Origin of the sequence: Tahibacter soli (genome assembly GCF_025717065.2) — a bacterium.
Classification (GTDB): Bacteria; Pseudomonadota; Gammaproteobacteria; order Xanthomonadales; family Rhodanobacteraceae; genus Tahibacter; species Tahibacter soli.
The window spans coordinates 356,991-369,021 of the sequence record NZ_JAOVZO020000014.1 but is presented as its reverse complement, the minus strand read 5'-3'; the positions used below and the strand labels follow the sequence as shown (position 1 = coordinate 369,021).

Genomic DNA, 12,031 nt, shown 5'->3' with positions numbered 1-12,031 from the left:
GCTCCGGAACGGCATGGCCGCGGCGGGATGCGGCGGCGCGTCTTTGTACCGTGCCGCGTCCGCCGCGCCGATAACCTATTCGTACTAGCACGAGCATGCGCGCGGCGCCCTACACTCCGGCGCATGCACATCACGCGCAAACATCGCTCGACGCTACTGCTGCTGGCCGTCGGCGGCGGCGTCATGGCGCTTGCGATGTCGGCCGCCTGGCATATCGCCGGCGACGGCTCGCTGCGCGCCGAGCAGGCGCAGGTGCAGCGTCAGCTCGACCTCTACGCGCAGGCGCTGCAACAGCGCATCGACCGCTACCGCACGCTGCCGCAGGTGCTCGCGCTCGACCCGGAACTGCGCGCCGCCGTATCGCAGCCGGAACCGGCGCGGCACGACGCGCTGAACCTCAAGCTCGAGCGCGCCAACAGCGTCACGCGCGCGTCGACGCTGACGCTGATCGGCCGCGACGGCATCGCGCTGGCCGCCAGCAACTGGCGCGAACCGTCGAGCAACGTCGGCCGCGACTACAGCTTTCGCCCGTACGTGCGCCAGGCACTGTCGGAAGGCAGCGGTCGCTTCTACGGCGTCGGCGTGACGACGGGGGAGCCGGGGTATTTCCTTTCGCAGGCGATCCGCGACGAGGCCGGTGCCGCGCTCGGCGTCGTCGTCATCAAGATCGAACTCGGCGCGCTCGAACGCGAATGGCTGAGCACCGCCGACATCGTGCTCGTCAGCGACGCGCACGACGTCGTGTTTCTCGCGAGCCGCGAAGAATGGCGCTACCGCACGCTGCGCCCGCTGACGCCGGTCGACCGCGACGAACTGCGCACGGTGCGCCAGTACGCCGACGAGGCGCTGGTGCCGCTGCGCCTGGAAATCCTGCGCGAGCTCGGCCCGGACGCGCGCATGGCGCGGCTCGAATCGCCGCCGCTCGCAGGGCCGGTGCTCTGGCAGACCGTCGCGCTCGGCGAAAACCATTGGCGCCTGCACCTGCTGCACGACGCCGGCGTCGTCGGCGCGGCGAGCCGCAGCGCCGCGCTCGCCGCCGGCGGCGCCTGGCTCGCGCTGATCTTCCTCGTGCTGTTCGTGCAGCAGCGCCGGCGGCTGTCCGCGCACCGCCAGCGCAGTCGCGAGGAACTCGAAACCGTGCTGCGCCAGCACGCGCAGGAGCTGCGCACGGCGCAGGACGGACTCGTCCAGGCCGCGCAGCAGGCCGACAGCGGGCTCAGCCGCAGCCTCGAGCATCTGCCGCAGGGCGTCGTCATCATCGATGCGGCGCTGCGACTCGTTGCCTGGAATTCGCGCTACGTCGAGCTGTTCCGGTTCCCGCCCGAACTGCTCAAGGTCGGGCGTCCGATCGAGGACCTGTTCCGCCACAACGCGCGCCGCGGCCTGCTCGGTCCCGGCCCGGTCGAGGACTCGATCCAGCGCCGCCTCGATTTCCTGCGCAGCGGCAAACCGCACCTGCGCGAAAGCGAGAAGGACGACGGCACCGTGCTCGAGATCCGCGGCAATCCGCTGCCCGAGGGCGGCTTCGTCACGAGCTATGCCGACATCACGAGCTACGCGAACGCCGCGCGCGAACTGCGCTCGCTCGCCGACGCGCTGGAACGCCGCGTGGAAGAGCGCACGCGCGCGCTGGCCGAGGCCAAGGCCGACGCGGAAAAAGCGAACCGCTACAAGACCCGCTTCGTCGCCGCGGCCGTGCACGACCTGCTGCAGCCGCTGAACGCCGCGCGCATGTTCCTGTCCGCGCTGCGCGGCCGGCTGCGCGACGACGACGAACGCGAGATCGCCGGCCACACCGACAACGCGCTGGCCGCGCAGGACGCCATCCTCAACAGCCTGCTCGACATCGCGCGGCTGGAGGCCGGCACCTTGCAGACCCGCGTACGCGACTTCCGCCTGGAACCGCTGCTCGATACGCTCGGCCGCGAATTCGGCATCGTCGCGCAAAGCCGCGGGCTCGCGCTCGAACGCGTGCCGACGCGGGCCGTCGTGCGCAGCGACGAGGCGCTCTTGCGGCGCATCCTGCAGAACTTCCTCTCCAACGCGATCCGCTACACGCCGCGCGGGCGCATCCTGCTCGGCGTCCGCCGCGACGGCGCCGCGCTCAAGATCGAAGTGCACGACCAGGGCCCCGGCATTCCCGAACGCCTGCACACCGAAATCTTCGAGGAGTTCCGCCGCCTCGACGACGGTGTCGCGAACGATCGCGGCGCCGGTCTCGGCCTCGCGATCGTCGAACGCATCGGCCGCCTGCTCGGCCATCCGATCGGGCTGCGCTCGCGCCTGGGCCGCGGCACCGTGTTCTGCGTCACGCTGCCGTGCGGCGACGCGCTCGCGGCCGACGTGCCGGAGCCGGCCGCAGCGGCCGATCCCGGCGCCGACTCGTCGCTGCGCGGCTGCGAGGTCTGGTGCGTCGACGACGATCCGCGCGTCTGCGAGGCCACGCGCGCGTTGCTGCAGCGCTGGGAATGCACGGTCGGCCTCGCCGGCGCCGCGGACGCGGCGCTGGCCGCCGCCGACGCGGCCGGCGCGCCCGACCTGGTCCTGCTCGACATCCACCTGGCCGGCGATCTCGACGGCCCCGCGCTGTACCCGCGCCTGTGCGAGCGCTGGCAGTGCCGGCCGCCGGTCATCCTCGTCACGGCCGGGCGCGACGAGGCGTTGCGCGAACAGGCGAGACGCAACGGATGGGGCTTTCTGCTGAAGCCGGTGCGTCCGCCGGCGCTGCGTGCGCTGATGACGCAGTTGCTGCTGCGCCGCGGCTGAAACGTCAGGGCTGAAGTGTCACGGCTGAAGCGTCACGGCATCGCTTCGGGCTCCAGCGCGCGGACCAGCACTGCCGCCTGGGTGCGGCTGTGGCAGTTGAGTTTCTTCAGGATCGCGGTGACGTGCACCTTGACCGTGTTCTCGGCCAGCCCGAGTTCGTGCGCGATCTGCTTGTTGAGCAGGCCGTCGGCGAGACAGAGCAGCACGCGGAACTGCTGCGGCGTGAGCTGCGCGAGGCGCGCGGCGAGCTGCGCGTCCTCCTCGGAACGCTCCGCGGTCAGTGCCGGAAACCAGGCGCCGCCGTCGAGCACCGCCGCGACGGCCTGTCCGATCGCGTCGGCCGGCGAGGATTTCGGAATGAACCCGACCGCGCCGAATTGCTGCGCGCGGCGAATCACGCGCGGATGGTCGTTCGACGAGATGATGACGACGGGAATCTCGGGCCGCTCGCCGCGCACGTGCAGCAGCGCGGAGAAGCCGCGTGCGCCGGGCATCGCCAGATCGAGCAGCACGAGCTCGATCTGCGGTTGCGCCGCGAGCACCTGATCGAGCGTGGCCGCACTGGCGGCCTCGAATACCGTGGCCTGCGGCAGCGCCTCGCGCAGCGCATGCAGCACGGCCGAACGGAACATCGGATGGTCGTCGGCGACGAGGATGGCGGGCGCGCTCATGACCGCGAGTCTGGCATTGCGGCGGGCGCTTTTGGGCTAGTTCATTCGGATTAGTACGCGGGGAGGCGTACCGCATGGGCACGACCGGGCGTCGGGGTTGAACCCAAGTCGTCGCCATCGACCCGCGGATGCGACCGAAACAGTGCCCCGCCTGCGAACGGGTCGAAACGCCGACCCTCTGAATACGCCCCCGGCCGGCTGCACGGGCGCCGCGGCGGCGTTGGCCGGCTACCTGATCGGCGCGAACAAAGCCGACTGCGCCGCGGGCCGGGCGACGGCAGCGCGCCTGGCCGCAGGCCGCGCAGGGCGATGCGTCGCGAGGGACGCACAGCGCGCCGGATCTGCTTCGTTCGCCGCGGCATCGGCGGCTTCAGTCGCGGGGCGCGCTGCCGATATCTGTTTCGAGCGACGCGCGCTGCGCGCCTCTCGATACGGAGCCGAAAACTGGAGGAAGGGACATGTTGCCAAGTCGCCGATCCACCTTCCGCCATTTGTTGCTCTGCGCCGCACTGCTGTTGCCGACCGTCTCGCCCCCGCGTGCCCAGGGCGTGGGCGTGACCTTGCGGATCACGCTGAGCGCCGATTCCGAAGAGATATTGCACGCCTGGCGGCGTGCCCAGGGGCTCGAACCGCCCGATCCGGCCGCCGACGAGCGCGTGCGGCAGGCGGCAATGCGCCGGGCCGCGGAGCGCGCCGAGGCGCAGTCGCCGGAGGCCGCGCGCCGCCGCCGCATGGCCCGCACCGTCGAGCTCGTCGACACGCCGGTCATACAGGTCGGCTACTGAAGCTATTGCTGCCGCGGCGCCAGCGGCAACCGCGCCAGCAGTACGCTCCCCATTCCCGGCGTCGAGACGATTTCGCAACGACCGCCCGCGAGCGCGGCGCGTTCCTGCATGCCCAGAACGCCCAGGCTCTCGCCGCCCGCCGCGCGTTCGCTCGCGGCGACGGGATCGAAACCCACGCCGTCCTCGCTGATGCGCAGGGCCAGCTCGGTTGCCGTCACCTTGATCGCCACGTCGACGTGCCGCGCCCGCGCGTGACGCAGGATGTTCGTCACGGCTTCCTGCACGAGCCGGAACGCGGTCAGTTCGATGACCGGCGGCGGACGCCGGCCGAGTCCTTCGACCGACAGGTGCGCCTCGAACTTTCCCGCCGCGGCCTGCTTGTCGAGGTACCAGCGCAGCGCCGCTTCCAGCCCCAGCTCGTCGATCAGCGGCGGGCGCAGCCGCAGTGTCATCGCACGGACATCGCCGAGCGCGCGGCGGATCTCCTCGGCCGCGGCGCGGCGATCGGCCGGGTCGAGCGGCCCGTCGGCATTCATCTCGAGCGTGAGGATCGCGGCGGTCAGCGACTGCCCGATCTCGTCGTGCAGCTCGCGCGCGAGGTGCCGGCGCTCGTCCTCCTGCACGTTGACCAGGCGCTGCGACAGCTCGGTGAGCCGTGCGTTGGTCGCTTCCAGCTCGCCGCGTTGCGTTTCGACGCGGTCGAGCGCGGTCTTGAGCGCATCGATGTCGGTGAGCAGCCCGGCCATCACACGGGGCTGTCCGGCATCGTCGCGCAGCGCGCTTCCGACCGAGCGGAACCAGCGGTAGCTTCCGTCGCGGTGGCGCAGGCGCAGCTCGATGTCGTAGGGCGCGTCGTCCACGAGGTGCCGGGCGAGCGCATCGGGAATCGCCGCGACGTCGTCCGGGTGCACGCGCGGCATGAAAAATTCGGCACCGGGCGCAGCATCGTCCGGCGCGAAGCCGAGCAGGGCGACGCAGCGCGCGGAAAGGTAGAGGCGGCCGGTATCGAAGTCGCGCATCCACAGCGCGAGGCTCGCGCCGAACGCACCGAGCGCGAATCGGCTGAGCCGGTTCCAGTCTTCGGCACGGCTGCCGGTGAGGATGTCGTCGTCGCCCCTGTCCACGCCCCTCGTCCGTAAAAAAAGAGAGCTTTGCGACAATGGCACCAGTTTACAGCGGCGCGGTGCCGGTGCGGAACACCAGCGGCGGGCGGTGGCTAGAACAGCTGCACGCTGCCGGTGTCGAGGCAGACCTGGCTCACCGGCTTGTGCGGCGGCGTCTCCCACTCCTGCCGGTTTTCGCGCAGGCGGCGGCCGAAGGCGGCGAGCGCGTCGACCGCGCCGCGGTCGTGCGACAGCGCGCGCGCGACCAGGGCCTGCAGCGACGACGCCTCGTGGTTGACCGACACCAGCCGCGCGAGGTGCACGTCGGCGGCGCCGAGCGCCTGCGTGGCGATGTCCTCGAACTGCAGCGACCGCACGGCATCGGACACCGCGCGCTCCATCTTCTTGCTGCACGAGGCGACGTCGGCGACGCCGGCGGCGAGCGCGTCGTTCATCGATTCGGCGTGCTGCGACAGGCGCGTCGCGTCGTTCTTCGCCTCGCGCGAGCGCGTCGAATCGCGGGTGGCCATCTGCACGACGGCGCCGCGCACCTTGCTGACCGACTCCTTGGCGTTGCCGGCGAGCTTGCGGATCTGGTCGTTGAAGGCCGTCGACCGCTCGGAGAGATTGCGCACCTCGTCGGCCACCACCGCGAAGCCGCGGCCGGCTTCGCCGGCACGAGCCGCCTCGATCGCGGCGTTCAGCGCGAGGAGGTTCGTCTGGTCGGCGATCGACTTGACGTCTTCGAGCAGCGCGAAGATCTCGTCGAGCTGGGTCGCCATCGAATCGATGTTGCCGACTGCCGCGGTGCTCTGCTCGCTCACCTGGGCGAGCACCTCGGTGAGTTCGCCGATGTGCTGGCCGGTCTCGCGCGCGAAGCGGCGCATGTCGATGCCGCTGCGCTCGCCGTCGCCCGTCTGGTCGACGAGGCGCGAGATGGCGAGGCTCTGCGTGCGCGAGTTCTGGTTCATGTCCTCGAAGCTCGCCGACAGCTGGCCGACCGCCTGCTGTACGAGGCCGCGCGCGCGCTCCACTTCCTGGCGGGAGCCGTCGATCTCCTGCGCCACGTACGAGCGCAGTTCTTCGAGCAGCCGGTTCTGTTCGCGCAGTATCGAGCCGTCTCCCGCGCCGGTGCGGCGGATGGAGACGACGAGCCAGCCGCCGAAGACGAGCCAGGCGAGCAGCGCGGTCGTGGTGATGGCCTGCCGCACCGAGGGCGACCAGGCGGCGAATTCGGCAACGATGTGGAGCAGGGTGAGAACGATCGCGGGCGTGAGTCGGATCAGGGAGCGGGGATGCATGGCGAGTTCCGTCGTCCTTCGGGGGACGTATCGAGGTCGTTGAAAGAGTTAGCGGCCGATTCCGGCGCGGGTTGAGGCCGCGGGCGCATCGGCCGGCTTGGCGCCGGCGGCCTGCAGCAGCCATCCGGCGATGCGATCGAGCGGCAGCACCTCGCGCACGGCGCCCATCCGGACCGCGGCGCCGGGCATTCCCCAGACCACGCTCGTGGCTTCGTTCTGGGCCACCGTGGGCACGCCCGCGTCGCACAGCTGGAGCAGTCCGCGCGCGCCGTCCTCGCCCATGCCGGTGAGGATCGCCGCCACCGCGTTGCGTCCGACGTTCTGCGCGACGGAACGGAACATCACGTCCACGCTCGGGCGGTGATGGTGTTCCGGCGCCGCGTCCGACAGCCGGCAGCACCAGCGCGCGCCGCTGCGCTCGATGACGAGGTGCCGGTCGCCCGGCGCGATGTAGCAGTGGCCGGGCACGATCTGCTGGCCGTCGGCGGCTTCGCAGACCGACATCGCGGTCGACCGGTCCATGCGCTCGGCGAAGGCGCGGCTGAAGGTCGCCGGGATGTGCTGGGTCACGACGATCGCGGGGGCGTCCGCCGGCATGTTCTGCAGCACGACGCGTATCGCCTCGGTGCCGCCGGCCGAAGCGCCGATGGCGATCAGGCGATCGGTGGTGCGGTAGCCCAGCGCTGTGGCGGCCGGCCGGACGGTCGTCGCCGCGCGGCGGCGCTGCGGCCGGGCCCCGGCCGCGGCGCGCACCTTCGCGCGCAACTCGTCGGCATAGGCTTCGATGCCGTGCGCGACGGCGGACTTCGGCTTGGCGACGTAGTCGACGGCGCCGAGTTCGAGCGCGTCGAGCGTGGCCTCCGCGCCGGCCTCGGTCAGCGACGAGACCATGACCACCGGCAAGGGATGCAGGCGCATCAGGTTGTCGAGGAACGTGAGCCCGTCCATGCGCGGCATCTCCACGTCGAGCGTGACGACGTCGGGTTCCAGCCGCTTGATCATTTCGCGCGCGACGTACGGGTCGGGCGCGGCGCCGACGACGACGAGGCCGGGGTCGCGGCCGAGCACTTCGGTCAGCATCTGGCGCACGAGCGCCGAATCGTCGACCACCAGCACGCGCTTGCGCGGACCATGAGGCACGCGGATTGTATTCATGTGAACAGCTCCACATTGCCGGAAACGGGGGTGGCGGAGATGCGTGCCCGATAGCGCTGTTCTTCGGAGCGCACGCGTGCGTCGCTGGTCGAGGGCAGCCGGCGCACCACGACGCGCCCGCTCGACGGAAAGAACCAGATCTTGCGCGGATGCGGACCCATCAGGTCGCTCGAGAGCACGGGGATGCCCTCGGTCGCGAGGTAGTCGATGACGAACTGCGCGTTGCGCGTGCCCACCGGTTGCGACGAGAAGCTCTTGAGCACGTTGCCGCCGCCGAACACCTTGGCTTCCAGCCGCTGACGGCTGGCGCCGGCGGCGAGCAAGCCGTTGACGAGGAGTTCCATCGCGTTGGTGCCGTAGCGGGCCGGCGCGTCGGCGCAGTCGCCGTCCGGCAGCAGGAAATGGTTCATGCCGCCGACGCCGGCCGTGCCGTCGCGCAGGCAGGCGGACACGCACGAGCCGAGCACGGTGACGAGCGCGACGTCGTCGCGCGTCACGTAGTAGTCGGCCGGCAGCAGCTTCACCGCGGCGATGTCGAAGCGGTCGTCGTGGTAGTGCAGGGGCGCGCCGACGCCGAGCGCTCGGACGTGCGGCGCGGGCTTCACGCGCGCGCTCCGGCGTCCGCGGCACTGCGATAGACCGTGCCGCCGCACGGGCGGAACAGGTCGTGCGCGTGCAGCAGGTTTTCCGAGTGGCCCGCGAAGAACAGTCCGCCGGGCGCCAGCCGCGACTGCAGGCGGCGCAACACGTCGTACTGCGTTTCCTTGTCGAAGTAGATCATCACGTTGCGGCAGAAGATCGCGTCGAAGCGCCCGGCCGGCATCGCCGCGGCGTCGTCGATCAGGTTCACCGACCCGAACTCGACCAGCCGCCGCAGCGCCGGCGTGACGCGGCAGCGCCCGGCGTTGGGGCCGGTGCCGCGCAGGAAGAAGCGCTTGCGCCGCGCCTCGCCGATCGTCTCGATGCGCTCGATCGGATACTCGCCGGCCTCGGCGGTGGCGAGCACGTTGGTGTCGATGTCGGTCGCGAGCACGCGCACCGGCGGCGACGGCGAATCGAACGCCTCGCACGCGGTCATGGCGATCGAATAGGGCTCCTCGCCGGTCGACGCCGCGCAGCACCACACCGACAGCGGCGCCTGCGCGCGGCGTTCGCGCAGCAGGCGCTCGAGCACGCCGAAATGGTGGGCCTCGCGGAAGAATGCCGTGAGGTTGGTGGTGAGCGCGTTGGTGAACTGCTGCCACTCGGCGGCGTCGTCACCGGCGGCGAGCCGGTCGAGGTAGTCGGTGAACGAGGCGCAGCCGCGTGCGCGCACGCGGCGTACCACGCGGCTGTAGACCATGTCGCGCTTGCCCGGCGACAGGGCGATTCCGGCGCGCTCGCGGATCAGCCCGCAGACGCGATGGAAGTCGCGGTCGGTGAACGTGAATTCGCGGTCGGCGACGGCGTCCATGGCGGATCAGAACTCCTGCCAGTGCTGGTCGGCCGGCATCGCGCTGCCGTTCGCCACCTTGCGGGCGGCCGCGGAGGCCCCGCGGCGTCCGCCGCGCGCGGCGGCGGGCAGGGGGGCGACGGTCGCGGACGCCGCTACCGCGACGGCGCGGACGGGCTCGTGCGTGCCGGCCGCTTTCGCGTCCAGCTTGAACGCGGCCACGGCCTGCGCGAGGTTCTGCGCCTGGCGTTCGAGGCTGCGCGCGGCGGCGCTGGCTTCCTCGACCAGCGCGGCGTTCTGCTGGGTCGTCTCGTCCATCTGCGCGATCGTGCGGTTGACCTGCTCGATGCCGCTGCTTTGTTCCTGCGAGGCCGCCGAGATCTCGGCCATGATGTCGGTGACGCGCCGCACGCTGTTGACGACTTCGCCCATCGTCGCGCCGGCCTGCTCGACGAGCGCGGAGCCGGCCGACACCTTGTTCACCGAATCGGCGATCAGCGCCTTGATCTCCTTGGCGGCGTTCGCCGAGCGCTGCGCGAGGCTGCGCACTTCCGAGGCGACGACCGCGAAACCGCGGCCCTGCTCGCCGGCGCGTGCGGCCTCGACCGCCGCGTTCAGCGCGAGGATGTTGGTCTGGAACGCGATGCCGTCGATGGCGCCGATGATGTCGGCGATCTTGCGCGACGCCGCGTCGATCTCGCGCATCGTCGCCACCACCTCGCCGACCACGGCGCCGCCGCGCGTCGCCACGTCGGAGGCGCCGAGCACGAGCTGGTTTGCCTGACGCGCGTTTTCGGCGTTCTGCTTCACGGTGGAGGTGAGTTCCTCCATCGACGAGGCGGTCTCCTCGAGCGAGGCGGCCTGCTGTTCGGTGCGGTTCGACAGGTCGGCGTTGCCCGAGGCGATCTCGCCCGCCGCGGTGCCGATGGTGTCGGAAGCGAGCTTGATGCCGCCGACGATGGAGGCAAGCTGCGCGACCGTCGCGTTGGCGTCGTTGCGCAGTTTCTCGAACGCGCCCTGGTAGGTCGCGTCGATGCGCACGTCGAGGTCGCCGCCCGCCATCGCCGCGAGCATGCGCGACAGCTCGCCGATCGGCGCGGCGATCGCGTCGAGCGTGCGGTTCACGCCGCCGATCATCTCGCGGAAGCGGTATTCGAAGCGGTCGGCGTTGCCGCGCCGCTCAAGGTCGCCCTGCGTCGCGGCGGCGACCATCGCGACGATCTCCTCGTTCATCGCGCGCAGGTTCGCCTGGGCGCGGTCCATCGTCTCGGTGACGATCGCCTTCTCGTTCGGCAGGCGATCCATCACGACGTCGAAGTCGCCGACGGCGTAGCGTCCGACCACCTCGATCATGCGCGACTTCTCCTCGACGTGCGTGTGCACCAGCGCGTTGAACTCCTCCGCCACCTGGCGGAAGGCGCCCTCGAACTCTTCGGTCGCGATGCGCTGCGACACGAAGCCCTCGGCATGCCGCTGCGCGACGTTCTGCTGCGCGCTGATGAACGCGCGCACGGTCCTGGCGATGCCGTCGAGCGCCGCCTGCACCCGGCCGACTTCGTCCTTGCGGTCGATGTCGATGCGCCGGTCGAGGTCGCCGCGCGACACGGCGGCGGCGGCGGCCGCGAGGCGTCCGAGGGGCCGCGTGATGCTGCGCGATATCCACCAGGCGAACCCGCCGCCGAGCAGCAGGCACACGATGAGAATCGAAAGCTCGGAGTACATCGTGGACCACCACGCCGCCTCGAGCCGGATCGCGGTGCTCCGCGAAGCCTCGACCTGCAGGTCGACCAGCCCGCGCACCGCGTCGTTGTACGTCTGGCCGAGCGGCAGCAGCGTCTTGGTGAAATATTCCACTTCGTTCTGCTGCGCGCCGGAGAGCAGTTTCTCGATGAAGCGGTTGCGCTCGCCGATCCAGGCCTCGCGCGTCTTCTCGAGCCTGGCCATCGCGGCGACGTCTTCGGGCGTGTCGAGCTGCGACTTCAGCTTGGCGAGCAGCGCGTTGTTCGCGTCGCGGGTCGCCTTGATCTGGTCGGCGATCGATTCGAGGGTGGCACGATCGCTGGCGAGCAGCATTTCGGCGACGCGCCGCTGCTGGATGAGGTTCGTCCCGAGCAGGTCGTAGCTGATCGTTATCGACGAGATGTCGTTCTGGGTCGTCGCCATCTCCGAGGTCTGCATGTGGCGCCAGGAGAACAGCGCATGCAGCAGCAGCCCGGCGCAGAGCAGCAACGTGACCGCGAAGCCGAGGGCGAGGCGCGACCCGATGTTCAAGGAGAGGCGTGGCATGTGGGCGATTCCTGATTGATCGGCGCGTCCGCGCCGTAGGTAGCGGTGAGGCCGAACTCGGTGCTGCCGAGCAAGCCCTCGATGTCGAGCAGGATCAGCATGCGGCCGTCGCGCGTGCCGATGCCGGTGAGAAAGCGGCCGTCGATCGCGCCGCCGAATTCGGGCGCGATATGGATTTCGTCGCGCGCCAGCGGCGCCACGTCGCAGACGCCGTCGACGACGACGCCGACCACGCGGCGCGCGGCGTTGACCACGATCATCGCGGTGAACTCGTCGTAGCGCGCGTCGGGCAGGCGGAACTTCGTGCGCAGGTCGACGACCGGCACGATGGTGCCGCGCAGGTTGATCACGCCGCGGACGAAGTCGGGCGCGTTCGGTATCCGCGTGACGGCGTCGTAGCCGCGGATTTCCTGCACCTTGAGAATGTCGATGCCGTATTCCTCGCCCGCGAGCGTGAACGTGAGGAACTCGCGCGGCGGCGCCGGCATGCCGCGCGCGGGCGGCGAGGGTTTGTCGATGTCGATCATGCGTG

General features: G+C 70.9%; 10 protein-coding genes. 2 read left to right on the top strand and 8 right to left on the bottom strand.

Annotation, left to right across the window (positions count from 1 at the left end; translation table 11 throughout):
• The first annotated feature begins 123 nt into the window (after positions 1–123).
• Positions 124–2,766 carry a PAS-domain containing protein gene (locus tag OD750_RS10110; protein WP_263545311.1) on the top strand — a complete coding sequence of 881 codons (2,643 nt, stop codon included), beginning with the start codon at positions 124–126 and terminating at the stop codon, positions 2,764–2,766.
• 32 nt (positions 2,767–2,798) lie between these two features.
• Here the strand turns inward: OD750_RS10110 and OD750_RS10105 are convergent, their stop codons facing one another.
• Positions 2,799–3,437: a LuxR C-terminal-related transcriptional regulator gene (locus tag OD750_RS10105; RefSeq protein WP_263545310.1), complete on the bottom strand. Its 639-nt coding sequence runs from the start codon at positions 3,435–3,437 to the stop codon at positions 2,799–2,801.
• Positions 3,438–3,895: 458 nt separating this feature from the next.
• On the opposite strand from OD750_RS10105, the gene OD750_RS10100 reads away from it, so the two are divergent.
• The gene (locus OD750_RS10100) at positions 3,896–4,222 is read left to right on the top strand and encodes a hypothetical protein (protein ID WP_263545309.1); all 327 of its coding nucleotides are present in this window, start codon (positions 3,896–3,898) and stop codon (positions 4,220–4,222) included.
• Positions 4,223–4,224: 2 nt separating this feature from the next.
• Here the strand turns inward: OD750_RS10100 and OD750_RS10095 are convergent, their stop codons facing one another.
• Genes OD750_RS10095 through OD750_RS10065 form a run of 7 tightly spaced genes read right to left on the bottom strand, consistent with a single transcriptional unit; the run spans position 4,225 to position 11,987 of the window.
• Complete coding sequence (locus OD750_RS10095) at positions 4,225–5,508, bottom strand: sensor histidine kinase (protein WP_263545308.1); 1,284 nt, start codon at positions 5,506–5,508, stop codon at positions 4,225–4,227.
• Positions 5,439–6,626: a methyl-accepting chemotaxis protein gene (locus OD750_RS10090; protein ID WP_263545307.1), complete on the bottom strand. Its 1,188-nt coding sequence runs from the start codon at positions 6,624–6,626 to the stop codon at positions 5,439–5,441. Before OD750_RS10090 ends, OD750_RS10095 begins: the two co-directional genes overlap by 70 nt.
• 48 nt (positions 6,627–6,674) lie before the next feature.
• Entirely contained in the window at positions 6,675–7,781 is a 1,107-nt protein-coding gene (locus OD750_RS10085; protein ID WP_263545306.1) for a protein-glutamate methylesterase/protein-glutamine glutaminase, read from the bottom strand.
• Entirely contained in the window at positions 7,778–8,386 is a 609-nt protein-coding gene (gene cheD / locus OD750_RS10080; RefSeq protein ID WP_425508222.1) for a chemoreceptor glutamine deamidase CheD, read from the bottom strand. The genes OD750_RS10085 and cheD overlap by 4 nt, the downstream gene beginning before the upstream one ends.
• A complete protein-coding gene (locus OD750_RS10075) occupies positions 8,383–9,234 on the bottom strand; it encodes a CheR family methyltransferase (RefSeq protein WP_263545305.1) in 852 nt (283 codons plus the stop codon). Before OD750_RS10075 ends, cheD begins: the two co-directional genes overlap by 4 nt.
• Before the next feature lie 6 nt (positions 9,235–9,240).
• Positions 9,241–11,499, bottom strand: coding sequence for a methyl-accepting chemotaxis protein (locus tag OD750_RS10070; protein WP_272841915.1), 2,259 nt, complete (start codon positions 11,497–11,499; stop codon positions 9,241–9,243).
• Positions 11,481–11,987 (bottom strand): chemotaxis protein CheW, encoded by a 507-nt coding sequence (locus OD750_RS10065; RefSeq protein WP_263545329.1) that lies wholly within the window; start codon positions 11,985–11,987, stop codon positions 11,481–11,483. Before OD750_RS10065 ends, OD750_RS10070 begins: the two co-directional genes overlap by 19 nt.
• Between the last annotated feature and the right edge of the window lie 44 nt (positions 11,988–12,031).